Annotated in this window: 24 protein-coding genes; 20 read left to right on the top strand and 4 right to left on the bottom strand. The window is 59.5% G+C overall.

Annotation, left to right across the window (positions count from 1 at the left end):
- The first annotated feature begins 52 nt into the window (after positions 1–52).
- The 14 genes from H9C73_RS08400 to H9C73_RS08335 all read left to right on the top strand — a co-directional run bounded on the left by H9C73_RS08400 (position 53) and on the right by H9C73_RS08335 (position 12,088).
- Positions 53–814 carry a DUF3450 domain-containing protein gene (locus tag H9C73_RS08400; RefSeq protein ID WP_209287374.1) on the top strand — a complete coding sequence of 254 codons (762 nt, stop codon included), beginning with the start codon at positions 53–55 and terminating at the stop codon, positions 812–814.
- Positions 811–2,157, top strand: coding sequence for a MotA/TolQ/ExbB proton channel family protein (locus H9C73_RS08395; RefSeq protein WP_209287373.1), 1,347 nt, complete (start codon positions 811–813; stop codon positions 2,155–2,157). The genes H9C73_RS08400 and H9C73_RS08395 overlap by 4 nt, the downstream gene beginning before the upstream one ends.
- On the top strand, positions 2,147–2,644 hold the full coding sequence (locus H9C73_RS08390) for a MotA/TolQ/ExbB proton channel family protein (protein ID WP_236014177.1): 498 nt from the start codon (positions 2,147–2,149) through the stop codon (positions 2,642–2,644). Before H9C73_RS08395 ends, H9C73_RS08390 begins: the two co-directional genes overlap by 11 nt.
- Positions 2,641–3,054 (top strand): ExbD/TolR family protein, encoded by a 414-nt coding sequence (locus H9C73_RS08385; RefSeq protein ID WP_209287371.1) that lies wholly within the window; start codon positions 2,641–2,643, stop codon positions 3,052–3,054. Before H9C73_RS08390 ends, H9C73_RS08385 begins: the two co-directional genes overlap by 4 nt.
- A complete protein-coding gene (locus tag H9C73_RS08380; protein ID WP_209287370.1) occupies positions 3,054–3,710 on the top strand; it encodes an energy transducer TonB in 657 nt (218 codons plus the stop codon). The genes H9C73_RS08385 and H9C73_RS08380 overlap by 1 nt, the downstream gene beginning before the upstream one ends.
- 8 nt (positions 3,711–3,718) lie before the next feature.
- Positions 3,719–4,972, top strand: a complete 1,254-nt coding sequence (locus tag H9C73_RS08375) for a tetratricopeptide repeat protein (protein WP_209287369.1) — start codon at positions 3,719–3,721, stop codon at positions 4,970–4,972.
- 38 nt (positions 4,973–5,010) lie between these two features.
- Positions 5,011–6,408: a sodium-dependent transporter gene (locus H9C73_RS08370; RefSeq protein WP_236014176.1), complete on the top strand. Its 1,398-nt coding sequence runs from the start codon at positions 5,011–5,013 to the stop codon at positions 6,406–6,408.
- Complete coding sequence (locus H9C73_RS08365) at positions 6,405–6,905, top strand: GNAT family N-acetyltransferase (RefSeq protein ID WP_209287368.1); 501 nt, start codon at positions 6,405–6,407, stop codon at positions 6,903–6,905. The genes H9C73_RS08370 and H9C73_RS08365 overlap by 4 nt, the downstream gene beginning before the upstream one ends.
- 219 nt (positions 6,906–7,124) lie before the next feature.
- Positions 7,125–7,772, top strand: coding sequence for a PepSY-associated TM helix domain-containing protein (locus H9C73_RS08360; protein ID WP_209287367.1), 648 nt, complete (start codon positions 7,125–7,127; stop codon positions 7,770–7,772).
- 9 nt (positions 7,773–7,781) lie between these two features.
- Positions 7,782–8,300 carry a DUF2271 domain-containing protein gene (locus H9C73_RS08355; RefSeq protein ID WP_209287366.1) on the top strand — a complete coding sequence of 173 codons (519 nt, stop codon included), beginning with the start codon at positions 7,782–7,784 and terminating at the stop codon, positions 8,298–8,300.
- 16 nt (positions 8,301–8,316) lie between these two features.
- Positions 8,317–9,126 (top strand): DUF4198 domain-containing protein, encoded by an 810-nt coding sequence (locus H9C73_RS08350; protein ID WP_209287365.1) that lies wholly within the window; start codon positions 8,317–8,319, stop codon positions 9,124–9,126.
- On the top strand, positions 9,123–9,731 hold the full coding sequence (locus H9C73_RS16080; RefSeq protein WP_209287364.1) for a flavodoxin domain-containing protein: 609 nt from the start codon (positions 9,123–9,125) through the stop codon (positions 9,729–9,731). Before H9C73_RS08350 ends, H9C73_RS16080 begins: the two co-directional genes overlap by 4 nt.
- A 106-nt stretch (positions 9,732–9,837) precedes the next feature.
- On the top strand, positions 9,838–10,566 hold the full coding sequence (gene mtgA, locus H9C73_RS08340) for a monofunctional biosynthetic peptidoglycan transglycosylase (protein ID WP_209287363.1): 729 nt from the start codon (positions 9,838–9,840) through the stop codon (positions 10,564–10,566).
- 205 nt (positions 10,567–10,771) lie between these two features.
- Complete coding sequence (locus H9C73_RS08335) at positions 10,772–12,088, top strand: Na+/H+ antiporter NhaC family protein (RefSeq protein WP_209287362.1); 1,317 nt, start codon at positions 10,772–10,774, stop codon at positions 12,086–12,088.
- Between the two features lie 70 nt (positions 12,089–12,158).
- On the opposite strand, the gene H9C73_RS08330 is transcribed toward H9C73_RS08335, so the two are convergent.
- On the bottom strand, positions 12,159–14,261 hold the full coding sequence (locus H9C73_RS08330; protein WP_209287361.1) for a TonB-dependent siderophore receptor: 2,103 nt from the start codon (positions 14,259–14,261) through the stop codon (positions 12,159–12,161).
- A gap of 168 nt (positions 14,262–14,429) precedes the next feature.
- On the opposite strand from H9C73_RS08330, the gene H9C73_RS08325 reads away from it, so the two are divergent.
- Together H9C73_RS08325 and H9C73_RS08320 are read left to right on the top strand one after the other, a co-directional pair.
- A complete protein-coding gene (locus H9C73_RS08325; protein ID WP_209287360.1) occupies positions 14,430–16,658 on the top strand; it encodes a YgiQ family radical SAM protein in 2,229 nt (742 codons plus the stop codon).
- 688 nt (positions 16,659–17,346) lie between these two features.
- Positions 17,347–17,559: a cold-shock protein gene (locus H9C73_RS08320; RefSeq protein WP_181740479.1), complete on the top strand. Its 213-nt coding sequence runs from the start codon at positions 17,347–17,349 to the stop codon at positions 17,557–17,559.
- A 47-nt stretch (positions 17,560–17,606) separates the two neighbouring features.
- On the opposite strand, the gene H9C73_RS08315 is transcribed toward H9C73_RS08320, so the two are convergent.
- Positions 17,607–18,563: a LysR family transcriptional regulator gene (locus H9C73_RS08315; RefSeq protein ID WP_209287359.1), complete on the bottom strand. Its 957-nt coding sequence runs from the start codon at positions 18,561–18,563 to the stop codon at positions 17,607–17,609.
- 145 nt (positions 18,564–18,708) lie between these two features.
- Here H9C73_RS08315 and H9C73_RS08310 point away from each other — a divergent pair, with 145 nt between their 5' ends.
- From H9C73_RS08310 to H9C73_RS08295, 4 genes are all read left to right on the top strand, one after another.
- Complete coding sequence (locus H9C73_RS08310) at positions 18,709–20,208, top strand: CoA-acylating methylmalonate-semialdehyde dehydrogenase (RefSeq protein ID WP_209287358.1); 1,500 nt, start codon at positions 18,709–18,711, stop codon at positions 20,206–20,208.
- A 76-nt stretch (positions 20,209–20,284) separates the two neighbouring features.
- On the top strand, positions 20,285–21,334 hold the full coding sequence (locus H9C73_RS08305; RefSeq protein ID WP_209287357.1) for a TRAP transporter substrate-binding protein: 1,050 nt from the start codon (positions 20,285–20,287) through the stop codon (positions 21,332–21,334).
- Positions 21,309–21,950, top strand: a complete 642-nt coding sequence (locus H9C73_RS08300; RefSeq protein WP_209287356.1) for a TRAP transporter small permease subunit — start codon at positions 21,309–21,311, stop codon at positions 21,948–21,950. The genes H9C73_RS08305 and H9C73_RS08300 overlap by 26 nt, the downstream gene beginning before the upstream one ends.
- A complete protein-coding gene (locus H9C73_RS08295; RefSeq protein WP_209287355.1) occupies positions 21,940–23,298 on the top strand; it encodes a TRAP transporter large permease in 1,359 nt (452 codons plus the stop codon). Before H9C73_RS08300 ends, H9C73_RS08295 begins: the two co-directional genes overlap by 11 nt.
- A gap of 192 nt (positions 23,299–23,490) precedes the next feature.
- On the opposite strand, the gene H9C73_RS08290 is transcribed toward H9C73_RS08295, so the two are convergent.
- Positions 23,491–24,177, bottom strand: a complete 687-nt coding sequence (locus H9C73_RS08290; protein WP_209287354.1) for a phage integrase N-terminal SAM-like domain-containing protein — start codon at positions 24,175–24,177, stop codon at positions 23,491–23,493.
- Positions 24,178–24,230: 53 nt separating this feature from the next.
- Positions 24,231–24,774, bottom strand: a 544-nt coding sequence (locus tag H9C73_RS08285; protein WP_209287353.1) for a transposase, incomplete at its 5' end; no start/stop codon positions are given.

Genomic DNA, 24,774 nt, shown 5'->3' with positions numbered 1-24,774 from the left:
GGCACCCGTACTAACCGCTTAAAGAACCTTAATCTATTTGAATGGATCGTTCATGGATCGCACGCCCTTCACTTCGGCACTGTTCCTCGCCTGCTGCCTGCCTGCCTCCGTGGCAGCAGCCGCCACGCTGGAACAGACGCAAGACACTCTGAAACAGTCCCACAGGCAGGGGGCTGAGGTTCAGCGCGGTATCGAGCAGCTGGATCAGCAGACCCGAGACAACTATGAGGCCTATTCCGCTGCCGTGCAGCAGGCAGAGCTGATGGAAGCCTACAATCGCCAGCTGGCGCGGATGGTTGAAGACCAGTCCCTTGAGCTTGAGGATATCCAGGCTCAGCTTGCTTCGCTGGCGGAAACCGAGCAGGCAACCCTGCCGTTGCTGGTGCGGATGCAGGCCATGCTGGGTGAGTTCGTGGCCCATGACCTGCCGTTTCTGGCAGATGAGCGGGAACAGCGCGTAGCCCGTCTGGCGCGTCTGTTGGATCGGGCGGATGTGAGTCTGGCCGAGAAATACCGCCAGATGCTGGAAGCCTATCAGATCGAGGCCGAATACGGCCGCACACTGGAGGCCTGGCGTGACCGGTTGTCACAGGAAGGGCGCGAAGTGACCTTCCTGCGTCTGGGCCGTGTTGCGCTTTACTACCAGAGCCTCGATGGCGAAGAGAGTGGTCGCTGGGATGCTCGACAGCAGCGCTGGATTTCGCTGGACGAGCAGTATGACTGGTCTATTCGGCAGGGCATCCACATGGCGCGCCAACAGTCGGTGCCGGAACTGCTTGAACTGCCGATTCAGCAGCCGGGAGGTGCATCATGAGCGCCCTCGTAAGACTGTGTGGTTGTTTGCTGTGTCTGTTGGTTATTCCGGCACAGGCGAATGAGCTGACACGGCTGCTGGAACAGGTCCGCGCCCAGGTTGCTTCCGATCAGCGGGCGGATGCGCAGCGGCTGGCCGAGTTCCGGGCCGATGCCGACCGTCAACAGGCCCTTCTTGAACAGGCACAGGCCCGTCTGGCCGCAGCCGAAGCCCGGCAGGCAGAGCTCAAGGCGGCCTTTCAGGCCAATGAAGATGCACTGACCGAGCAGGGGGAGGCCTTGCGTGTGCGCAGTGGGCAGCTGGGTGAGGTCTTCGGCGTGGTCAAGCAGCAGGCGCAGGATCTGCGCGGGCTGGTGGAGGATTCCATGATCACGGCCCGTTATCCCGGTCGTCTGGCGTTGCTGGATTTTGCCGATCAAAAGCGCGTGCCGACACGGCAGGAACTGGAGGGGCTCTGGTACCTGTTGCAGCAGGAGATGACGGCTACCGGTGAAGTGGCACCGTTTGAAACTCCGGTCGTTAATGCCGATGGTACAACTCAGACCCGTCAGGTGCTTGGCATAGGGCCTTTTACGGCGATTACCGCGCAGGGCGAATATCTCAACTATCAGGCCGGGCAACTGAATGTGCTGCCGGTACAGCCTTCGGCTGCGACCCTGCAGCAGGCGGCCCGTTTCTTTGCCGGCAATGAGGACAGTCTGGTGGTTGACCCCAGTCGAGGCAACCTGCTGGCCCTGCTGGCGCAAACGCCTGACATCAGGGCGCGTATCGCTCAGGCGGGGCTGGTCGGCTACATCATCTTGGGTCTGGGCGGTATCGGTATACTGGTGGCGCTGTGGAAGCTGGCCAGCACCCTGAAGCTGGAGTTTGGCGTGCGCGCTCAGTTGCGCAAGGCTGACGCTGCAGACAGCCGTAACCCGCTTGGACGGATCCTGCTCGCCGGCCAGCGTGGGCGTACCACGGATGAAACCGAGCTGCGGGTTGATGAAGCCCTGCTCAAGGAAGCGCCGTTGCTCGAGCGGGGGCTTACACTGCTCAAGCTGGTGGCCGCCGTGGCGCCCTTGCTGGGCTTGCTGGGGACGGTGACCGGCATGATCGGCACCTTCCAGAGCATCACCCTGTTCGGGACCGGGGATCCAAAACTGATGGCGGGGGGCATTTCTCAGGCCTTGATGACAACGGTGCTGGGGCTTTGTGTCGCTATCCCTCTGCTGTTCTGCCACAGCCTGCTGGCTGCGCGCAGCCGCCGCCTGCTGCAGTTGTTGCAGCAGAAGGGGCTGGCCCTGCTGGCACTGCAGCGCGAGCAGCTGAGCGATGCGCAGGAGGCGCGCCATGCTGCCTGATGTCGCTCAGTTTGAAGCGGCGCTGGTCGGGTTTTTCAATGCGGGTGGGCCGGTGCTCTGGGTGCTGCTGGTGGTGAGCCTGGTGCTCTGGACCTTGCTGCTGGAGCGGCTCTGGTTTCGCTGGTTTGATTTCCCGCGCCGGATACGTCGTTACCGCCAGTTGCCAGGCTCCGCGGTGCGGCAGCTCAAGCGTGCCGATCTGCTGCTGGACCTGCAGCTGGCCTTGCCGCTGATTCGCACGCTGGTCGCACTCTGTCCGCTGGTGGGGCTGCTGGGCACTGTGACCGGCATGATTCATCTGTTTGACACCCTGGCATTAAACGGTACCGGCAACCCGCGTTTGATGGCGGCGGGAGTGGCACGTGCGACCCTTCCCACGCTGGCCGGCATGGTGGTGGCTGTCAGCGGGTTGCTGATCTGGAACCGGCTGGCGCGCTGGAGCCAGCTGCAATCTGAACGTTTGGATATCACGGGAGCCAGGGGATGAGGCAGCGATTGAATCTGGAGATGCTGGAGCAGGATGCCGATATCGACATGACCCCCATGCTCGATATCGTCTTCATTATGCTGATCTTTTTTATTGTCTCGACCAGTTTTATCCGGGAGGCCGGTGTCGAGATCGAGCGCCCGGTATCCGCCACTTCAGAGGTTAAGGAAAGCCAGGGCGTCATGCTTGCGATTACGGCAGAAGATGAAATCTGGCTGGACCGTCAGCCGGTGGATCTGCGCATGATCAGGCCCACGCTGGAGCGCCTCAAGGTGGAACAGCCGGATCTGGGTGTGATGATTCAGGCCGATACCAACGCCCGGACCGGTCTGCTGGTGAAGGTGATGGATCAGGTCAAACTATCGGGGATTGAGCAGGTTGCGGTGGCCACGCGTGAGGGAGCGGGCTGATGCGGGGGCTGCTGTTTGCTCCGGCGGCACTGCTGGTCAGCCTGCTGCTGTTTGTGTTGATGGCCCATCTGGCAGGCGTCGGGCGCTCGGCCGAGCCGGTCAGGCAGGACTATACGGCCGTCAATCTGCAACGCATGACGCTGGAGTCCGACGTACGTGTGCGCACGCGCGAAAGCCTGCCACCACCTGAAATGATGCCTGAGCAGCCTCCGGCACCGGCCAACCCGGACTTGGCACAGCCGGTCACCATGAGCAGTCCGGCAGTGGCACTGAATATGCCTGCGCCTGCGCTTGAAATGGCGATGAGCTTCAATACACAGGTAGACCTGTCCGGGGTTCAGGCGATAGAGGCTGTAGCACCCTCATCCGGAATGGCGACACAGTTGAATGCCCGCCCGGTCTCGCGCATGCATCCACAGTATCCGCGTCGGGCGTTGAGCCGACGGATCGAGGGCCATGTGGTGGCCGAGTTTACCGTGGATACGCAAGGGCGTGTGGTGCCTGATTCGTTCAAGATCGTGGAGTCCAGCCCGGCCGGCATGTTTGATCGTGCGGTGGAGCGTGCGCTGTTGCGCTGGCGCTTCAATCCGCTGGTGGAGGGCGGGTCAGCCATCCCCTTCCGTACTCGGCAAAGACTGGAATTCAAACTGGAGTGATAAGGACAATGCTTAAGCAATTCTGGCTGTCATTGCTGATGTTGTTGAGCACAACTGCCGCAGCCGAGACAGTGCGTCTGCCTCCTGCCGTTCTCAGTGGGCTCAATCAGGCACAGGCCGCGATGGCCGAGGCGCAGTATGATAAGGCTGAGCAGGCTCTGAGCGGGCTGGCAAAGAAGGAACTGTCGCCCCCGGCACAGGCCTATCTGCTGCAGTTCCGCGGCAACCTGGCCCTGACGCGAAAGCAGGATAAGGCCGCACTGGACTATTTTGGCGGTGCCTATGAGCTGAATGCGTTGCCGGCGCAGAGTCAGCGCAGTCTTTTACATACACTGGCACAGCTTCAATTGAGCCAGGAACACTGGCATGCGGGAGTCCAGTCGCTGAGTCGCTGGATGCAACAGGTGCGTGAAAAGGGCCAGGCGGATGAAACCATCCGGGCCAACGATTATCTGCTGCTGGCTCAAGGATACGCTCAGCTGGAGCAGTGGGCACAGGTTGTGAAACCGGTAGCAACCGCGATTGCGATGAAAGGCCAGGCTCCCGAGGACTGGTACCGGTTGCAGCTGGCCGCTCACTTTCAGCTCAAGCAGTGGAAGGGCGCAACGGCGGTGCTGGAGCTGTTGGTGAGCCGTTATCCACAGCGGGAACGTTATTGGGAACAGCTGGCCAGCGTGTATCAGATACGGGACCGGCACACCGATGCACTGGCAACGCTTCGGGCTGCCTGGGCAGGCGGCAAATTCACACGGGAACGGCAGTATGTCTGGCTGGCGCAGTTGCTATTGCAGCAGGGACTGCCGCAGCGGGCCGCAGAACTGCTTGCAGAGGCGATGCAGACCAAACAACTGACGCGAACGCTCAAGCATGAGCGACTGCTGGCGCAGACTCAACTGCAGGCCAGACTCTACGAACAGGGGCGAGCCACGCTGGCCCGTATCGCGCAACGCCAGCCGGATTTCAAAACCTGGCGTCAAATCGCCTATCTGGATATGCGCCTGCAGCAATGGGGGGCCATGAAGCGGAGTATCGATCAGGCGGTGAGCCTTAAACCCGATGCCGCGGAGCTCTATCTGCTCAGTGGCATTGCAGACGTCAAGCGTGCGGATTACCCGCAGGCGCGGCGCAGTTTCAAGAAGGCCAGCGCCTTTGATGACACCCGCACACAGGCAGAGAGCTGGCTCAACTATCTGAATCAGGTGACCGGAGAAGTGGCCGAGGCCAGGCATGCCAGCGTAACCGAGAACACCCGGCGCAGTTGACTGCAGCAAAAGCGGCTCGGTTATGGCAGGATACGCGCATGTTCAATCAGGTACCCGACATGAGTAATCCAACCCGTACATCCAGCCGACCGTTACAGCAGCAGTGGTCCACCCGCATTTCCTTTATTCTGGCCGCCGCAGGGGCGGCCGTCGGGCTAGGCAATATCTGGAAGTTTCCCTATGTGGCCGGTGAAAACGGCGGCGGTGCGTTTGTGCTGGTATATCTGGTCTGTATCGCCCTGCTGGGGGTCCCCATGCTGATGGCCGAGGTGTTGATTGGCCGTCGTGGCCAGCAAAACCCGGTCAACTCAATGGCTCGCCTGGCTGAGGAAGCGGGTGCGCGTCCTGTCTGGAAAAACGTGGGCCGCCTGGGGGTGCTGACCGGCTTTCTGCTGCTCAGTTTCTATGTGGTCGTGGCCGGCTGGGCTCTGGCCTATATCCCGTTGACGGCCAGTGGCAGCTTTGCAGGGGTAGAGCCTGCCCGGATCGGTCAGATGTTCGATGGTCACCTGCAGCAGCCACTGTCGCTGGTGGGCTGGAGTACGCTGGTGCTGATCATGACGCTTGGCATCGTTGGGCGGGGCGTACGCAAGGGGCTGGAGAAAGCCGCCAACCTGTTAATGCCCATGTTGTTTGTCTTTCTCCTCATACTGGTGGGCTATGCCACTACAACGGGGCATTTCGACACCGCCCTGGCGTTCATGTTTGAACCGAATTTCGACCAGCTGACGGCATCCGGCGTGCTGATCGCGCTGGGCCACGCCTTCTTTACGCTCAGCATTGGCGGCGGTGCCATGATGATTTATGGATCTTACCTGTCACCCGGCGTATCCATCGCACGGACCTCCATTCTGGTGGCGGTGCTCGATACGGCGGCGGCACTGTTGGCGGGGCTGGCGATCTTCCCGATCGTCTTTGCCTATGGACTCGAGCCGGGTGGCGGCCCGGGGCTGATTTTCGTAACGCTGCCGATCGCGTTCGGACAGATGCCGCTGGGTACGCTGTTTGGCACGCTGTTCTTCATCATGCTGTCGGTTGCGGCGTTGACATCGGCCTTCTCACTGATCGAGCCGGCCATCGCCTGGCTGATTGAAAAGCGCGGTATGTCGCGCTTCAAGGCCAGCGTCCTCAGTGGCAGTGGCATCTGGCTGCTCAGCCTGGGAACCGTGTTCTCCTTCAATATCGGGGCCGACTGGACCCTGGCCGGCAAAACCTTCTTCGAGTCCCTCGACTATCTGGTCTCCGGCTGGATGCTGCCGCTGGGCGGTCTGCTGATGGCGCTGTTTACGGCCTGGGTGATGAAACCGGATGCGACCGCACAGGAGCTGGGCGGAGACAGTGCCGGCTACCGTCTCTGGCGGGTTCTGATTCGTTATCTGGTGCCCACGGTGATTATGATTATCTTCCTGCAGGCGATCGGGATTATCAGCCTGTGAGCACGGATACCTGCCTGATTCGCCGTGGTGTTGAGGCCGACTGCGAAGCCGTGGTCGGCATCTACAACGCCGCCGTTCCGGGGCGCCTTGCAACGGCGGATACGGAGCCGGTGGCGGTATCGGAAAAGCGTGAGTGGTTTGAGCGGCATACCGCACAGCGGCCGATCTGGGTCGCCGAGCAGGACGATCGGCTGCTTGGCTGGGTCAGCCTGGAGCCTTTCTACGGCCGCCCGGCCTACGCTCAAACGGTCGAGGTCAGTCTTTACCTGCATCCCGATGCGCAGGGGCGGGGGCTGGGCAAGCGCTTGCTCAGGCACGTTCTGGAGCAGGCTCCCGGGCTTGGAGTTACCCATCTGGTCGCCTATATTTTTGCCCACAACACCCCCAGCCTCGGCCTGTTCCACGCGTTCGGGTTTGAAGACTGGGGCCTCCTGCCGCATATCGCCCGTATGGATGGTCGGCGTTACAGCCTGTCGATTCTGGGGCGCGAGGTTTAGCGCGCCTCGCTTCATCCAATCCGCCTCGTGCAGCCACCCTGTACGTGGCGAGTTTTTCCCGGCGTTTTAACCCTGTACGAGCCCATCAGGCTCAACCTGTCGTCCTCCCGCGTCCCTCTCTTTACAAAAATTAATTAATAATAATTCTCATTCGTTGATGGTAATTGATAATTATTATACTCTTTCGGCCGCACAGTTGAGGACGCAGGAGAGCCCGGCATGGAACGCACAGAGATCAGGAGTACAGAAACGCGCGAAGCCGGGCCGTCACGGGCGAAATGGTTGCGCCGTCTGCTGACCTGGCACTGGATCAGCTCTGCGCTGGCGCTCTTTGGCATGCTGCTGTTTGCCATTACCGGCTTTACCCTCAATCACGCCGGTCAGATCGCGGCCGAGCCACAGGTAACGACGCTGGCGCAAACGGTGCCGGCACCGGTTCTCAAGGCTCTGCAGGTGTCCCGCTCAAAGGAAGCAGCGCTGCCACGGGAGCTGAGAGTCTGGATGCAACGGCAGCAAGGGATCCATCTGCCTGCAGGTCCGGCGGAGTGGTCGGAATATGAAGTCTATCTTGCCATGCCCCGTCCCGGTGGCGATGCCTGGATCAGTGTAGAGCTGGACACTGGTGCGCTGCTGTACGAATCCACCGACCGCGGCTGGATCGCCTACCTCAATGATCTGCACAAGGGGCGTCACACCGGGGCAGCATGGCGTCTGTTTATCGATGTTTTTGCGCTTGTCTGTGTGGTGTTCAGCCTGACCGGCCTTGCCGTGCTTTGGCTGCACGCGCGTGAACGGACGGGTGTCTGGCCCGTTACGGGGCTGGGTATTCTGGTGCCACTGCTGCTGGCGATTCTAATGGTGCATTAAGGAGTCTTTATGCGATGGAAAGGTGCGACGGCCGCCATGTTGCTGTCCGTTTCGGCAGGCCGGTTACTGGCCGGGGAGTTGAGTGTTGAAGTGGAGATTCCGGCACTCAGGGTGGCGGAATACCACCGCCCGTATGTGGCGATCTGGATCGAGGATGAGCGAGGGCGCCACCAGCAGGATCTGGCTGTCTGGTATGACTTGGAGATGAAAAACAATGAAGGCACCAAATGGCTCAAGGACCTGCGCCTCTGGTGGCGCCGCAGTGGTCGCCAGCTCGAGTTGCCGGTTGATGGGCTGTCAGGGGCTACCCGTCCGGTGGGGGTGCATCGATTGACCTTTGCCGCTGGTGAGGCGCCTTTGAAGAACCTCTTGCCCGGACAGTATCGCCTGGTGGTGGAGGCGGCACGAGAAGTGGGCGGGCTTGAGCGGATACGTCTGCCGTTTCAATGGCCGGCTGAAACAGCCCTGCAACAGCACAAGCAGGGGCAGCACGAGCTCGGGCGTGTGGCATTGGACATGAAGCCGTAAAACTGAAGGAAGCAACATGAATATGAAACGTTTCGGGGCCGGAGCCCTGTTGGTACTGGGAATGAGTCTTGCCACCGTCGCGCAGGCACACCGTGCCTGGATGCTGCCCTCGGCAACCGTCCTGTCGGGCGACAACGCCTGGGTGACCGTCGATGGCGCCGTATCCAACAGCCTGTTCTACTTTGAATACCACCCGTTGCAGCTGGACTCGCTGCAGATCCTGTCACCGTCCGGTGAAGCCGTCGACGCGCAGAACCGGGCCAAGGGGCGTTTCCGCTCCACGTTTGACGTTGAGTTGAAAGAAGAGGGCACTTATACCCTGCAGATGCATCGGCAGGGCGTGTTCGCGTTCTTCAAAATGGATGGCAAGCCCACGCGCTGGTGGGGCAGGGCTGACGAGCTTGATCAGATTCCGGTGGCGGCACAGGATTTGCGCGTCAGCGAGGTTGACCGTCGCATGCAGGTGTTTGTGACCAGAGGCGCACCGACGAACGCAACCTTTATGCCCAGCGGACAGGGGCTCGAGCTGGTGCCGCTGACCCACCCCAACGATCTGGTGACCGCTGAGCCCGTGCGGTTCAAGTTTCTGCTGGATGGCAAGCCTGCGGCAGGACTGTCAGGGGTGCTGATTCGGGACGGTATCCGCTACCGTGACCGGGTTGACGAGATTGCGCTGACAACGGATGGCGGCGGAAAGGTTGAAGTTATCTTTGATGAGCCGGGCATGTACTGGCTGGAGCTGGAGGCAGAGCAGCCGAGCCAGGTTGTTGAAGGGGCCAAACGCCGTCTGAGCTACAGCGCCACGCTGGAGGTGTTGCCGCTGTGAAGTGGGCGTCAGGGGTACTTTGGCTGTTGCTGGGGCTGCTGCTGTTGGGCATCTGGCAGTTGGACGCCCTGAGCGCTGAGCGTCGCGGCTGGGCCAGTGTTGCACTGGTCGCCTATGCCCTGGTGCTGGCCCGTTCGCTGCGCCGCCAGCGAGCATCGGCCCCACCTGCATCGGATCGGGTTGATTACCGCGTGGTCTATGCGACCGAAACCGGAACGGCACGCCAATTGGCGCAGGCAACCTGCAAGCGCCTGCGCAAGTCCGGCTTCAGTGCCGAGCCGGTTGCGCTTAATCAGCTGGGCCGTGTTGAGCCGCCTGACAGGGCGCTGTTACTGGTGGTCAGTACCACCGGTAACGGAGATCCACCCAAAACTGCTGTCGGGTGGGAGGCGAGCGTTCAACTTGATCGCTTTGCCGGCAGGCCGTTTGCCGTGCTTGCTCTGGGGGATCGCAGTTACCCCCGCTTTTGTGCCTTTGGCCTTGAAGTCGCGCAGCGGTTTCAGGCCGCTGGAGGCAAGCCCCTGTTTGCGCCCGTGCAGGTCAGTCAGGCCGACCCGCGCATGATTGATCTCTGGTTCAGGCAGTTGCAGCAGGAGTCCGCCTGAAGCGCCTGCCCGGAGCCGGTCCTCACAGACGCTGGGCACGTTAGCGCAACAGTCTATACAATAGGCCCATGAGTCTGTTTTCCGTTAACACTGACCGCCAAACACCATGGTAGCGCGCACCCGGCCTTCCCTGTTATCCCGCTATATTCTGCGCCCCCTGTGGTGGCTGACCTGGCGACTTCTGCTGGTGCTTTGCCTGCTGGCGCTGTTGCTGATACTGGGCGTGAAAGTCATCGATCCGCCGGTCTGGTCCTGGATGGCGTGGCGGGAAATCACCCGGCCGCCGGGGTATCCGGACAGCATTCGCCACCAGTGGGTTGATCTGGAACAGATCCCGCTCAGCATGCAGCTGGCCGTTGTCGCCTCCGAAGATCAGCGCTTTCCATTGCACTTCGGAGTGGACCTCAAGGCGATACAGCAGGCGCTGGGTGATGCACTGGATGGGCAGGGGCTGCGAGGGGCCAGCACCCTGACGCAGCAGACGGCCAAAAACCTGTTTCTCTGGCCCGGGCGGGACTGGGCACGCAAGGGGATTGAGCTGCCGCTGGCATTGGCCCTGGAAGGCGTGTTGGGCAAGCGTCGCATTCTGGAGCTGTACCTGAACATCGTGGAGTTCGCCCCGGGCGTTTATGGTGTGGGGGCCGCCAGCGAATACTGGTTTCAGCGGCCCCTGTCTCGCGTATCGCCACAGCAGGCGGCCCGGCTGGCAGCCGTGTTGCCCAACCCCTGGCGTTACCCCGCGGAACCGCCCAGCCCTCATGTGCGACAGCGAGCACACTGGATACTGGCGCAGATGCAGCAGCTGGGGCCGGACTGGCTCGCCTCGCTTCGATAGAAAGTTATAAAAACTTCAGTTCATACTACGTTTGTAGTATAAAGGACCACTTCTTCGCGCAGGGTGGCGCAACTCTATTGGGCCCTTGTCGATTTAAGCCTCGACAAGGTTTGTAACCTCTTGAATCCGTTGTCTCTGTGAGCCTACCCGGCCCGCAGTGGCAAGGTGTTGGCCTGATCGGCCATAAACAATCCGGATACGCATAATGAAGCAGAACTCTCCGCTGGCCTTGTTGCCACTTGGACTCTTTTTGGCACTGTTTATCGGCAGTGGTCTGTACTATCAGGCGGCAGACGTTGAATTTGCCTTCTACCAGATCTCGGCACCGGTTGCGATTCTGCCCGCGATCGTGCTGGCGTTGCTGTTCCAGAAAGGGCAGCTGAACGAACGGATCGAGACCTTCATCTCGGGCGTGGGTGATAACACCATTATTACCATGGCGCTGATCTACCTGCTGGCCGGCGCGTTTGCCAGTGTCGCCAAGGCCGTGGGCGGCGTGGATGCGACCGTGAATCTGGGGCTCAGCGTTATTCCGCCATCGCTGGTGTTGCCGGGGCTGTTCGTGATCACCGCGTTTGTCGCCACCTCCATGGGCACCTCCATGGGGACTATTGCTGCCATCGCTCCCATCGCGGTCGGTGTGGCCGAAGCGACGGATCTTTCGCTGCTGCTGACCATTGGTACCGTGGTCGGTGGCGCCATGTTCGGCGATAACCTGTCGATCATTTCCGATACCACCATCGCTGCTACCCGTACCCAGGGCTGCGAGATGCGTGACAAGTTCCGCCTCAACTTCAAGATTGCACTGCCGGCTGCCCTGCTCACGCTGGTGTGGCTGTTTATTCAGGGCAGCAGTGCCCAGATGGAGGCGCCGGGTGACTATGAGCTGATACGCGTCCTGCCGTATCTGGCGGTGCTGGTGCTGGCCCTGTCTGGCTTGAACGTAATGGTGGTGCTCTTTGTCGGTATTCTGCTGGCCGGTGGCGTTGGCTTCTACGCAGCGGAAGACTACCACCTGGCGCAGTGGTCCAAGGATATCTATGCCGGTTATACCGGTATGCAGGAGATTCTGATCCTGTCGCTGTTGATCGGTGGTCTGGGCGCGTTGATGAAGTCTCAGGGTGGGCTGGTCTGGCTGGCCGGGGTGATCGACAAGCTCTCGCGTCAGAGCAGCGACCCGAAGAAGCACCGCCGCTCCGGCGAGTTCAGCATCAGTGCTGCCGTGGCGCTGACCAACGTGTGTACCGCCAATAACACGGTGGCCATCCTGATTGCGGGCAGCCTGGCCAAGGATATTGCGGGACGCTACGGCGTTGATGCCCGTCGCAGTGCCAGTCTGATGGATATCTTCTCCTGTGTGGTACAGGGCATGCTGCCCTACGGTGCACAGGTGCTGCTGGCAGGCTCGATCGCGGGGCTTTCACCGCTGGTGATCGTGGGCAACATTCACTACTGCTGGGTGCTGGCTGCCGTGGCGCTGGTGTCCATTGTGCTGGGCAAACCGAGCCCCAGGAACGCCTGATCCTGATACCGCACAATAAAACGGCCCCGAAAGGGGCCGTTGACGTTGGGGAGAGGATGATGTCAGGTGCTCAGAAACGCATCTCGACAGAGGCGAGGAAGTTGCGGCCTTCACCGAGGACCGTGGTGGTCTGATCCCCGCCGGCGAGGTAGTCCTCGTCAAACAGGTTCTCCACTTTCAGTCTCAGAGTCAGGTCGGCCTGCTTGAATTGGCGTACCTGGTGGGACAGCCCGGCGTCAAAGCGGGTGTATGCATCCTTGCTGTAGGTATTCTCACTGTCACCGTACCGCTCGCCCACGTGGACGGCACCCAGGTTCAGTCGGGTGTCCCCGGTCAGGTCATAGCGGGTCCAGACGGACGCGGAGAACTCGGGTACATCCGCAGGCCGGTTGCCGTTCAGTGCCGGTCGGCTCGGATCGATGATTTCAGCATTCAGCCAGGTGGCGGAGCCCTGCAGAGAGAGTCGGTCAGTCAACTGGCCGGACGCCATGATTTCCGCGCCGATATGTTTCTGTTCCCCGGCCTGAAAGGCTTCGTACATGCCGGCATTGGGACCTGAGGTGATTTCTTCACGCAGCACGATATTCTGCTGGCGCAGGTCGAAGACCGCAGCGCTGAGCAGAAGCCGCTCATCCATCAGATTCCACTTGGTGCCCAGCTCGATGATTTCACCGGTGACCGGGTCCAGCTTCATACCCTCATTGATGTAGTTGATGCCGCGTCCGCTGGTTACTTCCCCCTGGGGTTCAAAGCTTTCCGAGTAGGTCAGGTAGACAGAGCCTGCCGGGGCGAGGTGATAGATCAGTCCGGCCTTGGGCACGATGTTGCTTTCCACCTGTTCGCCGTCATCTTCACGGTCGTAACGTGCCCCGAGCAGGAGCTGCCACTGTGGGGTCAGTGTGATCAGGTCCTGCAGGTAAAGGCCGTAGGAGTCGCGCTCACTGGGCGCACCGGGTGCAACACTGGTGTAATCCAGCCCCGCCGGAAACGCGGTGCTGTTGCCGACCGATGCCGACAGGCCACTGAAGTTGTCCTGCTGACGCAGGTAGTAATAGTTGAGCCAGTTTGCGCCCAATAACACTTCATGCTGAATCCGGCCCGTATTGAAGCGGCCGTTCAGGTCCGCGTAGGCCGTTTCAAACTGCCAGTTGTCGTGCCGGTCGAACCCGCGTACCTCCCAGGTACCGGCAGCGGCGTCATAGTTGCTGAACGACATGCTTTCCAGATCATGACGCACAAAATCCTGGTGGTTGTATCCGGCGTTCAGTGCCCAGTCTCTGCTCAGTTGCCAGGCCAGGTCCACGCCGATGTTCTCGACCTCGTTGTCGATGTTGGACCACTGGGCATTCCAGATATGCTGATCTCCCAGCACCGGCTTGCCATCTTCGATATAGGCGCCTGAATCCACGCTGCCGTCATCCCGGGTTTTGTCGTAGTGGAAGGACAGAGTGGCCTTGTCGCTCAGGTCGTAGTCCACGAACAGGCCGCCCACGAAGCGCTCGGTTTCGGGCGTGCTGCCATCGGTATACTCACGCCAGCTGTCATACTGCTGGTGTGACAGCACCAGGCGGGCACGCAGACGTTCGTCCTCGGTCAGAGCACCGCTGGTATCCAGCAGGGTACGGCGTTCGTTGTCTGAGCCGAAATCCTGACGTACAAGCGTTTGCTGTTCATAGGTGGGCTTTTTGGTGACCATATTGATCAACCCGCCCGGAGCCGACTTTCCGTACAGCAGCCCGGACGGCCCCTTGAGCACTTCTACCCGGTCCAGCAGCTCAATGGGCTGGCGGTAGTGGGACCAGTGCTGCTGTCCGTTGCGCAGGAACCCGCTGCCGCTGTTCAGGCTGAAACCGCGCAGAGAAAAGCGTTCGCGGTTACGGCTGGTTCCACCCGCTGCAATGCTGGCATCGTTCTCCAGCACTTCGCCCAGCGTCGTTGAGCCCTGTTCGGTGATTAACTGTTCGCTGATCACATTCACCTGCTGTGGGGTCTCCAGCTGTGACATGTCCATACGCATGGCACCGGTGCTGGTATCGCTCTTGAAAGACTGGGCCGTGCCGGTAATCACCACCTTGTCCGAGTCGATCTGTGTGGCTTCGGTGCTCTCGGCCTGAGACGTGTGTGAAACCAGCAGGGTGGCAATGGCGAGGGAGAGGGGGTGTCGCTTGAGCATAAAACGTCCTTTCGCGGGGATCCATAAGTTAAAATGCCTGATTATGATATTGATAGTAATTATCATTAGCAATAAATAGTTGATCAGAGTGCGTCGTTGCAGTCGGTTCTGGTCAAAAAATGCGCTATACTCGCGCCCCCTGATCCACCCTTAAGCGCAGAGTTGTTCATGCCGGCTGTGACACCGATTTACGATTATTCCAAATACTGGGCCGAGTGCTTTGGCCCGGCTCCTTTCCTGCCCATGTCCCGTGAGGAGATGGATCAGCTCGGCTGGGACAGCTGCGACATCATCATCGTCACCGGTGATGCCTACGTCGACCACCCGTCCTTCGGCATGGCGATCATCGGTCGCCTGCTGGAAGCCCAGGGGTTCAGGGTCGGCATCATCGCGCAGCCGGACTGGAGTGCTGCCGAGCCGTTCAAGGCGCTGGGCAAGCCCAACCTGTTCTTTGGTGTGGCTGCAGGCAACATGGACTCGATGATCAACCGCTACACGGCTGATCGGAAGATCCGTTCCGACGACGCCTATACGCCGGGTGGCAAGGCGGGCAAGCGCCCGGACCGTGCCAGCCTGGTGTACAGTCAGCGCTGCCGTGAAGCCTACAAGGATGTGCCGATTATTCTGGGTGGCATTGAGGGCTCGCTGCGCCGCATCGCCCATTACGATTACTGGCAGGACAAGGTGCGCCGGTCCATTTTGCTGGATGCTCGCGCCGATCTGCTGCTGTACGGCAACGCCGAGCGGGCGATTGTCGAAGTGGCGCACCGCATCGCCCGTGGTGAACCGGTCAGCGAGATTACCGATGTGCGCGGCACCGCCTTCGTGCGCAAGGATACCCCTGAAGGCTGGATGGAGATCGACTCCACCCGTATCGACCGTCCGGGCAAGATCGACAAGATCATCAACCCTTATGTAAACACCCGTGATCTGGATGCCTGCCAGCTCGAAAATGGCCGCGAGGGTGGCGAAAGCGCCGAGATGGAGGCCGAAGACGAGGTGCAGGTGCTGCATATCGAGCCCCGTGTGAGGCTGGACCGCAGCAAGACCGTGATCCGTTTGCCATCCTTCGAGAAGGTACGCAATGACCCGGTCCTCTACGCCCACGCCAACCGGGTGTTGCACCTGGAAACCAATCCGGGCAATGCTCGGGCGCTGGTGCAGCTGCACGGGGATCAGGAGGTCTGGCTCAACCCGCCGCCGATCCCGCTGACCACTGAAGAGATGGACCATGTGTTCGACCTGCCGTACCAGCGAGTACCGCATCCGGCGTATGGTGATGCCGAGATTCCGGCGTACAAGATGATCCGTTTTTCGGTCAATATCATGCGCGGCTGTTTCGGTGGCTGTACCTTCTGTTCCATCACCGAGCATGAAGGCCGCATTATTCAGAACCGCTCCCACGAATCGATCCTTAACGAGATCGAAGAGATTCGTGACAAGGTGCCGGGCTTTACCGGCGTGATTTCCGACCTTGGCGGCCCCACGGCCAACATGTACCGGTTGGCGTGCAAGAGCCCCGAGATCGAAGCGGCCTGCCGCAAGCCATCCTGTGTGTTCCCGGGCATCTGTCAGAATCTGAACACCGATCACAGCTCATTGACCTCGCTCTACCGCAAGGCACGGGATCTCGAGGGCGTCAACAAGATTCTGATCGCTTCGGGGCTGCGTTATGACCTGGCGGTGGAAGACCCGGAGTACGTCCGCGAGCTGGTCACGCACCATGTGGGCGGCTACCTGAAGATTGCACCGGAGCACACCGAACGGGGCGTGCTCGACAAGATGATGAAGCCGGGCATCGGTACCTATGACGCATTCAAGAAGATGTTCGAGAAGTTCTCGAAAGAGGCGGGCAAGGACCAGTATCTGATTCCGTACTTCATTGCGGCTCACCCGGGCACGACCGATGAAGACATGATGAACCTGGCGCTCTGGCTCAAGCGCAACGGGTTCAAGGCTGATCAGGTACAGGCGTTTTATCCTTCACCAATGGCTACCGCCACGGCGATGTACCACTCCGGCCGCAATCCCTTGCGCAAGCTGACCTATAAGAAAAGCGGCGAGAAGGTGGAAACGGTGAAAGGGGAGCGTCAGCGCCGTCTGCACAAGGCGTTCCTGCGCTACCATGACCCGGACAACTGGCCACTGCTGCGTGAAGCGCTGACAGCAATGGGCCGTGCTGATCTGATCGGTGATGGCGACAGACAGCTGATCCCTGCCGAGCAGCCCGAGGGCGCCCGGCATGTGAGTCCGCGTCGCAAGAATTCGCCCAAGTCCAGCCGTGCCGGCAAGGGCAAGCTGCTCACCCAGCATACCGGGCTGCCGCCAAGAAGCGGCAATCGGCCGGGCAAAAAGGGCCGCAACGCCGGTGGTGCCGGTCGCCGCGGCCGACGCTGATCCTGATCAGGGGGGCATAACCCCACCATAAAAAGCGCCTTTGTCTGGATGCAGGCAGGGCGCTTTTGTGTGTATGGGATCGCGTGAAAAGGTGTAAATAAAAATTGCGCTACAGCATTGTATTTGCCCTTTACTGGAGTATTATGCTTTGAAAGTGAGTTAGCCGGAGCCCTGTTTTTAGGGTGACCGGGCAGCCGACAGGTGTCGGCACGGAGCAAGATTTTTTGATACATCAGTACGCAAGCGGTTCGGATACCGCGCTTTACGATTCGAAGCTTTGTCGGCCTCCTGCCGGTCATGACTTCGATTTGTCATTTGGCAGGATCGCCCCGCCAAACTCTGTTTCCCGCGTTTCCTTCAGTTGTAACTCCTCTTCTCGTTTTGCTTCCACATCTCTGACAGCGACCGGTCTGACTGTTTCAGACAGGGCTCTCGCATGTCGTCATGGTTTCGCAATGAAGGGCACTTATGCTGAAGATGCGGCTTGCGTGGCTGCCGGTATGCACAGGAAAGCAACCGGATAAAGGTTTCTATCCCGGAATTCCGGGGTCGAAAAGGCCTTGACTGAATGGACAGTGAAGGCCGGGGTTTGTGGAGACAAACCTGAACGACCGGATGCCAATTGAGGGCGTCCATACATAAGAAAAAACCAGCCTGGCTGGTTCGATACAAATGAAAGAGGCAAAAAATGTCACAGCTCGTTACCGGTACCGTTAAATGGTTCAACGATGAGAAAGGCTTCGGCTTTATCCAGCAGGAAAACGGCCCGGACGTGTTCGTTCACTTCCGCGCTATCAACGGTACTGGTCGTCGCACTCTGCACGAAAACCAGACAGTAACTTTCGAAGTTACTCAGGGCCAGAAAGGTCCGCAGGCTGAAAACGTTACTGTCGTAGCATAAGCGACAGTCCGGATTCGCAACAGCGGGCTTCCAGCCCGCTGTTCAGTTTACATTCCCCCGGGCAACTCCCCCGTCACGGGCATCTGTAATCCTTCCTTCGACTGACCCATCAGAAACGCCTGATTGGCGTCGACCGCACGTTTCAGAAAATCCCACAACAAGCGCACACGCAACAGTTGCCGCTGCTCCGATCGCGCTGCAATCCAGAACTCTCGCGTAATGTCGATCTGATCCGTCAGTACGGCTTCCAGTCCCGGCTCCTGACTCGCCAGGAAGCAGGGCAGAATGCTCAGGCCCGAGCCACAGCGGGTGGCGTGAAACTGAGTGATCACGCTGGTGCTGCGCAGGCTGAAATGCGGGGCGCTGGGCAACTCCGACAGCAAAGGGTCCAGATAGCAGAGCTGGTCGCTGAACACCAGATCATCCACATAGCCGATAAGATCGTAACGATAGAGGTCACGAACCGAGTGCGGGTATCCCTTGCGGTTCAGGTATTCCTGCTCCCCGTAGAGCTGCAGCCGGTAGTGGCACAGTCGGGAGACCACCATTTCCGCGTTGCGCGGGCGGTCGATGGTGATGGCGAGATCGGCTTCGTGGCGGCCCAGATTGACCGCGCGGGGCAGGGCCAGCAGATCGATGGTGATATCCGGGAAGTGACGTCGGAACGCACTGAGAAGCGGCGTGATGACATAGGTGCCAAACCCTTCAGTCACCCCCAGACGGATCTGTCCGCTGACCTGCAGGTTCTGATCACTGATATTGTCCGAGGCCCGGCTGGCCTGACGCGCCATCTCCTCGGCAAACAGCAGCAGCTGCTCGCCGGCGGCCGTGAGCTGGTAACCGTGGGTACTGCGCTCGAACAGCTGGGTGTTGAGTGACGTCTCGAAACGACGAATCCGGCGCGAAACCGTAGAGTGGTCTATATTAAGTCGGCGGGCGGCATCCGTCAGGCGATCGGCGCGTGCGACCTCGAGAAAAATTTGCATGTCCTGCCAGTTCAGCATGGAGGCTTCCCTTGTGCGTTTTTGCAAAAGCAATGTGCTTAAGTGTTTGTTGTCTGTCAAGCGTATCCACCGCTAGACTCGATTGAACCTCATTTATCAGCTTTGTTTTGCCTGAGTACACAAGAAATATAAGGAGATCAGGTTCATGTCGGTTCGCGAAATTCCTCTGTTAATCAATGGTGAAAAGGTCCGCTCCGTCAGCAATGACTGGCGCGATGTGGTCAATCCGGCAACGCAGGAAGTGGTTGCCCGGGTACCCTTTGCAACGCCGGAAGAGGTCGATCAGGCCGTGGCCGTTGCCAAGGAGGCCTTCAAGTCCTGGCGCAAGGTGTCGCTGGCGCAGCGCATGCGCATCATGCTCAAGTTTCAGGCGCTGGTGCGTGAGCACACTGAAGAACTTGCCGCACTGATCACCGAAGAGCACGGCAAGACACTGCCGGATGCCGAAGGTGAAGTGGGCCGCGGTCTGGAAGTGATCGAGCACGCCTGCTCCATCACCACCCTGCAGCTGGGCGACATCGCCGAAAATGCAGCCGGTAACGTGAACGTGTACTCCCTGCAGCAGCCGCTGGGCGTAGGGGCAGGTATTACCGCCTTCAACTTCCCGGTGATGCTGCCCTGTTTCATGTTCCCGCTGGCCATCGCCACCGGCAACACCTTTGTCCTCAAGCCGTCCGAGCAGGATCCGACCTCCACCATGCGACTGGTCGAACTGGCGCATGAGGCCGGTATCCCGGCGGGTGTACTCAACGTGGTCCACGGCGGGCCTGAGGTGGCCAACCAGATCTGTGACCATCCCGACATCAAGGCGCTGTCGTTCATCGGCTCTACCCACGTGGGTACACACATCTATGACCGTGCCGGTGCGGCAGGCAAGCGTGTGCAGTCGATGATGGGGGCGAAAAATCACTGTGTGATCATGCCGGATGCCAACCGCAGCCAGGCGATCAACAACGTGATCGGTTCCTGTTTCGGTGCGGCCGGTCAGCGCTGCATGGCCAACTCCGTCGTGGTGCTGGTCGGCCAGGCCAAAGAGTGGCTGCCCGAGATTATAGAAAGCTCCAAGACCATGAAAGTGGGGCCGGGCACTCAGCGTGATGCTGACCTGGGGCCACTGGTATCGCCGCAGGCACGTGAGCGCGTGATCAGCCTGATCGACTCGGGCGTGGCCGAAGGCGCAACGCTGGCGCTGGATGGACGCAGCATCAGCGTGGATGGCTATCCGGACGGCAACTTTGTCGGCCCGACCATCTTCACCGATGTGAAGCCGGGCATGCGCATCTATGACGAAGAGATCTTCGGGCCGGTGATGTGTGTGGTGTGCGTCGATACGCTGGACGAGGCGATCGAGTTCATCAATGCCAACCCGAACGGTAACGGCACCTCCATCTTCACCAACTCCGGCTGGGCAGCACGCCGCTACGAAGCGGACATCGACGTGGGCCAGGTCGGTATCAACGTTCCCATTCCGGTTCCGGTGGCCTTCTTCAGCTTCACCGGGTCACGCGGATCCAAGCTGGGCGACCTGGGCCCCAACGGCAAACAAGCGATCCAGTTCTGGACCCAGACCAAGACGGTCACCTCACGCTGGTTCGAGCCGGATAACCAATCTGAAGGGGTTAATACCACTATCAGCATGAAGTAAATCACAGATCGGCACGGCACCGGGCCGTGCCGCTGAATTCTGTTTTCACTGCAACAACAAAAAAAGGACGTGAAACATGAGTCAGTTCTCCCGTATGACCACCGCACTGGGTGCAGGTGCCGCGGCACTTGCCCTGTCCACCTCACTGCAGGCCGCCGGCCCGTCCAAGCTGGATGTGGCCAGTACCTTCAACACCAATATCTTCATCGGCGAAGGCGCCGTGCGTTTTGCAAAGGAGCTGGGCACCGTCACCGACGGCGAAGTGGAGCTGAAGGTGCATAACCCCGGTGATCTGGTACCGGCGTTTGAAGTGTTCAACTCCGTTTCCTCCGGCGCTGTGCCGGCGGGCTGGGACTGGATCGGCTACTGGGCCGGTACCGTGCCGGTGACCAACCTCTACGGCGCACTGCCGTTTGGTCCGACCCCTGAAGCCTTCATGTCCTGGATGTGGTCCGGCGAAGGGACCGAAATCCTGCAGAGTGCCTACGACCAGTACAACGTGAAGGTACTGCCGTGTTTCATCTCGCCGCAGGAAACCGGCGGCTGGTACAACAAGGAGATCAACGACATCAAGGACTTTGAAGGCCTGCGCATGCGTATCTCCGGTCTGGGTGCCAAGGTGCTGAACAAGTACGGTGCGTCCACTCAGCTGATTCCGGGTGGTGAAATCTACCTGGCGCTGGAACGTGGCCGTATTGATGCGTCCGAGTTCTCCGTCCCGCAGGTCGACCAGATCATGGGCTTCGAGGACGTGACCAAGTACTACTACTTCCCGGGCTGGCACCAGTCTGCAAGCTGGTTCTCTTTCATCATCAACAAGGATGTCTGGAACGAGTACGACGACGCCACCAAGGCCAAGTTTGAAACCGCATGCCGTGCCACTCTGCAGTGGTCCATGTCTGAAGCCCCGGCCGAACAGATCCGCACCATCCGCAAGCTGGAAGAGAAGGGCATCGAAGTGAAGCGCTTCCCGGATCCGGTCCTGGCTGAACTGCGCAAGGGATGGGACGAAGTGCGTGAAGAAGAGATGAAAAACAATCCGCTGTTCAAGAAAGCGTATGAGTCTCTGATGGAGCACACCAAACTGGTGGACGAGTGGTATGAGCTACAAGCAACTCCGCGTTAATCCACCCCTGCCCGGCTGGCGCCTGACCGGCGCCCGCTGGTGCGCCTGCCTGGCCAGTCCGCTGGTCGGGCTGGGCCGCTGGCTGGGCAAGGTCAGCAGCTGGCTGGTCATTGGTGTGATGCTGGCGGTGCTGGCCACCGTCATTATGAATGCCATGAGTGTGAACGAGGTGATGCGCTGGGAGGAGAAGGTACTCCTTCTGGGTAACGCCATCACCATCAACACCATGACAGAACTGCAATGGCATCTGTTTGGCCTGCTCACGCTGATCGGCGGCAGTTATGCCATGCATGCCAACATGCACGTACGGGTGGATATGCTGCATCACCGCATGTCACGCACGACCCGTCACTGGGTGGAGATCCTTGGCCACCTGATATTTCTGATTCCGTTCTGTGTACTGATCGCCTGGCTGTCCAAGCACATGGTGCAGATGTCCTACATCTCGGGCGAGCAGTCCAACTACGGCGGCCTGACAGACCGCTTTCTGATCAAGGGAGCTCTGCCGGCAGGCCTTCTGTTGCTGGCACTGGGCGCACTGGGACAGGTGTTTGACCGCCTGGCACGCATACTTGATCCGGCACGTGATGTAGAGGAGAGCTCGGATGCTGGATGAATATGGACTGGCGATAGCGATGGTTGTCGCCCTGCTGGTAGGGATTTTCAGCGGATATCCGGTTGCCTTCCTGCTGGGTGGCCTGGGCATCCTTTTCGCGTTCATTGGCGACATTCCGCTGCCGTTTCTGGGCACGGTTGCTTCGCGCATTTTCGGCGGGGTGATTGAAAACTGGCTGCTGATCGCCATTCCGCTGTTCGTTTTCATGGGGCTCATGCTGGAGCGTTCCGGCGTGGCCAAAAACCTGCTGCTGACGCTGCAACGGTTGTTCGGCAATGTGCGCGGTGGTCTGGCGGTTTCCGTGGCGCTGCTGGGCGTGGTGATGGCGGCCAGTACCGGCATCATCGGTGCATCCGTGGTCATGCTGGGGCTGCTGGCGCTGCCCGTGATGCTCAAGCAGGGCTACAAGCCGGAAATGGCCTACGGGGTTGTGGCGGCTTCGGGCACACTGGGTATTTTGATTCCGCCCTCCATCATGCTGGTGCTGATGGGCTCGATCATGCAGATCTCCGTGGGGGATCTGTTCAAGGCTGCACTGATTCCCGGTCTGATGCTGGGCGTGCTCTACACGCTCTATCTGCTGATCGCGGCCTGGCTCAAGCCTGAGTGGGCACCGCTGGCCAAAGAAGGCGGTGCCTCTGAACAGACCGAGCATCAGGCACCGTTGGCGATCGCGCTGCTGCGTGACCTGCTGGGACCGGTCGTGTTGATTGTGGCAGTACTGGGCTCCATTATGGCCGGGATCGCAACACCCACCGAAGCGGCTGCCATCGGGGCTGCCGGTGCCATGCTGCTGGCACTGTTCCTGAAACAGCTCAACGTGAAAGCACTGCGGGACGTGTGCCGCTCCACCTCCAAGACCTCAGCCATGATCCTGTTCGTGGTGATCGGGGCCACCTGTTTCAGTGTGGTGTTCAAGCGCCTGGGTGGCGCTGACATGATCGAAGAAATGATCACCGGCACCGGTCTGGGGCCTTACGGCCTGCTGTTGCTGCTGATGGGCCTGATCTTTCTGCTCGGCTTTTTCCTGGAGTGGATCGAGATCAGCTTCGTGATCCTGCCGCTGCTGCTGCCGGTGGTGTCCGCACTCGACTTTGGTGGCCAGCTCTACGGTGAGGCCGTGCTGGTCTGGTTCGCCATTCTTGTGGCGATCAACCTGCAAACAAGCTTCCTGACGCCACCCTTCGGATACGCCCTTTTTTATCTGAAGGGGATCACCCAGGGCAATGTGGGTATCGGCACCATCTACAAGTCGATCATCCCCTTTGTGCTGTTGCAGCTCACCGGGCTGGTGCTCTGCATTCTGTTCCCGTCCATTGTGCTCTGGCTGCCGGGGCTGAGCGGTTAGATTTTTCCAGTGAGTGTTATTGGCCAGGGAAGGCCTGATGAGCCAGGACAAAGCAATTACTGGACGCCAAACATGGCCTCTTGCTGCTGTTCGGCTGGCAGAGACTCCAGAAACGTCAGTACATCGGCCCCAGATGGACAGCCGATTTCTCGAATCAAGCCGGCGAACTCAGCATACCACCCTGACATGCGCTTAGGGTTTATCAAGAGGGCTGCACGTACCGGCAAAGTGATCCGGCTGCCGAAAGGCATTCGGGTATTTCTTGCCGATGGCATTTGGCAGCGAAGGCCCATGACCCTGGCGGTTATCCTCTTCCTGGATCGCGAGTGCCTGCAGGATCTGGGCCTGCAAGGGGGCATGAAGGCGTTTCCCCAGTACTGTTTTGCGATCCTTGTTGCCCTTACCGTTCCTCACCGTGATGGAGTTATCAGAGAAACCGATATCCTGAACGCGGAGGCGCAGGCACTCGGTAATACGAAGCCCACTACCGTACAACAAGGAAAAAATCAGCCGGTTGCGAGGATCAAGCTGATCCAGTATCAGAGCTACTTCGGAAGGTGTCAGAACAACAGGCAAGCGCCGGTATCGTTTGGCGTGCTGAAAATCCAAGTCGCCGAGTTCGATGTTGAGCACTTTGTGGTAAAGAAACGCCAGAGCATTCAAAGCGGTTTTCTGCGTGTTGATTGCTACATTATTGTCGTTGACCAAGGATGTCAGAAAAGCGCGGACTTCTTGTGCGCCCATCTGTGCCGGATGGGTGAGGCGGTGGAAGTAGATAAAGCGCTTGATCCAATGAAGATAGGTCTTCTCCGTGCGCAAGCTATACCCGCGTAACTTGAGTTCTTGACGAATGTGGTTCAGAAACGGGCTCTGTCCCATGTCAGCACCTCCTGTGCATAACTGATCCTATAACACTGTATTTATATGGTTCTTCACCCGTTACTGTGGGTTGGCTCCATCACCAGTCCTCCAAAGTGAAACAGGATCGCACGCTTGAAGCGTTCCTTATTGCGAAAGCCGCAGGCCCTCACCCTCAGCAATCGAATCTTACTATTGATCGCTTCAGCCAAGGCGTTGGAGGCTTGCAAACGCATCGCATTGAGAATGCCCCAGAGGTTGTCTTCTATCTGACCTGCGACCGTGATCAAGGGGCGAATCGAAGAGGCCTTAGCTAGTCCAATCCACTCCTGCCATGCGGATTTGGCCCCTCGGACCCGGTTACCCTTCCAGATATCCCGAGCTTTTTCTTTGAAGTACCACACCAAAGCCGTGTCAGATAACGCCACCGTCAAGCGGTTGAGCCTTTCCCGTTGTATATCGGTCAGGGTGTGGCGATTTCTCAGCCAATGAAAACGACTCTGGTGTGCCTCTTGGCGCAAATGCATATCGACCGTACGCATCTCGGCTTTGCGTGTGGCGCTTAGCGCATCCGTTAAAGACTGGGCAATATGGAAGTGGTCGAAGGCGATCTTTTTG

Source organism: Marinobacterium alkalitolerans (assembly GCF_017776525.1).
Classification (GTDB): domain Bacteria; phylum Pseudomonadota; class Gammaproteobacteria; order Pseudomonadales; family Balneatricaceae; genus Marinobacterium; species Marinobacterium alkalitolerans.
The sequence above is the reverse complement of the archived record's forward strand: the minus strand, read 5'-3'. Positions and strand labels throughout refer to the sequence as shown.

Excerpts from the sequence above, each read along its gene's own strand:
- H9C73_RS08400 (WP_209287374.1), top strand. The coding sequence starts at position 53 with ATGGATCGCACGCCCTTCACTTCGGCACTGTTCCTCGCCTGCTGCCTG.
- H9C73_RS08395 (WP_209287373.1), top strand. The coding sequence starts at position 811 with ATGAGCGCCCTCGTAAGACTGTGTGGTTGTTTGCTGTGTCTGTTGGTT.
- H9C73_RS08390 (WP_236014177.1), top strand. The coding sequence starts at position 2,147 with ATGCTGCCTGATGTCGCTCAGTTTGAAGCGGCGCTGGTCGGGTTTTTC.
- H9C73_RS08385 (WP_209287371.1), top strand. The coding sequence starts at position 2,641 with ATGAGGCAGCGATTGAATCTGGAGATGCTGGAGCAGGATGCCGATATC.
- H9C73_RS08380 (WP_209287370.1), top strand. The coding sequence starts at position 3,054 with ATGCGGGGGCTGCTGTTTGCTCCGGCGGCACTGCTGGTCAGCCTGCTG.
- H9C73_RS08375 (WP_209287369.1), top strand. The coding sequence starts at position 3,719 with ATGCTTAAGCAATTCTGGCTGTCATTGCTGATGTTGTTGAGCACAACT.
- H9C73_RS08370 (WP_236014176.1), top strand. The coding sequence starts at position 5,011 with ATGTTCAATCAGGTACCCGACATGAGTAATCCAACCCGTACATCCAGC.
- H9C73_RS08360 (WP_209287367.1), top strand. The coding sequence starts at position 7,125 with ATGGAACGCACAGAGATCAGGAGTACAGAAACGCGCGAAGCCGGGCCG.
- H9C73_RS08355 (WP_209287366.1), top strand. The coding sequence starts at position 7,782 with ATGCGATGGAAAGGTGCGACGGCCGCCATGTTGCTGTCCGTTTCGGCA.
- H9C73_RS08350 (WP_209287365.1), top strand. The coding sequence starts at position 8,317 with ATGAATATGAAACGTTTCGGGGCCGGAGCCCTGTTGGTACTGGGAATG.
- mtgA (WP_209287363.1), top strand. The coding sequence starts at position 9,838 with ATGGTAGCGCGCACCCGGCCTTCCCTGTTATCCCGCTATATTCTGCGC.
- H9C73_RS08335 (WP_209287362.1), top strand. The coding sequence starts at position 10,772 with ATGAAGCAGAACTCTCCGCTGGCCTTGTTGCCACTTGGACTCTTTTTG.
- H9C73_RS08330 (WP_209287361.1), bottom strand. The coding sequence starts at position 14,261 with ATGCTCAAGCGACACCCCCTCTCCCTCGCCATTGCCACCCTGCTGGTT.
- H9C73_RS08325 (WP_209287360.1), top strand. The coding sequence starts at position 14,430 with ATGCCGGCTGTGACACCGATTTACGATTATTCCAAATACTGGGCCGAG.
- H9C73_RS08320 (WP_181740479.1), top strand. The coding sequence starts at position 17,347 with ATGTCACAGCTCGTTACCGGTACCGTTAAATGGTTCAACGATGAGAAA.
- H9C73_RS08315 (WP_209287359.1), bottom strand. The coding sequence starts at position 18,563 with ATGCTGAACTGGCAGGACATGCAAATTTTTCTCGAGGTCGCACGCGCC.
- H9C73_RS08310 (WP_209287358.1), top strand. The coding sequence starts at position 18,709 with ATGTCGGTTCGCGAAATTCCTCTGTTAATCAATGGTGAAAAGGTCCGC.
- H9C73_RS08305 (WP_209287357.1), top strand. The coding sequence starts at position 20,285 with ATGAGTCAGTTCTCCCGTATGACCACCGCACTGGGTGCAGGTGCCGCG.
- H9C73_RS08300 (WP_209287356.1), top strand. The coding sequence starts at position 21,309 with ATGAGCTACAAGCAACTCCGCGTTAATCCACCCCTGCCCGGCTGGCGC.
- H9C73_RS08295 (WP_209287355.1), top strand. The coding sequence starts at position 21,940 with ATGCTGGATGAATATGGACTGGCGATAGCGATGGTTGTCGCCCTGCTG.
- H9C73_RS08290 (WP_209287354.1), bottom strand. The coding sequence starts at position 24,177 with ATGGGACAGAGCCCGTTTCTGAACCACATTCGTCAAGAACTCAAGTTA.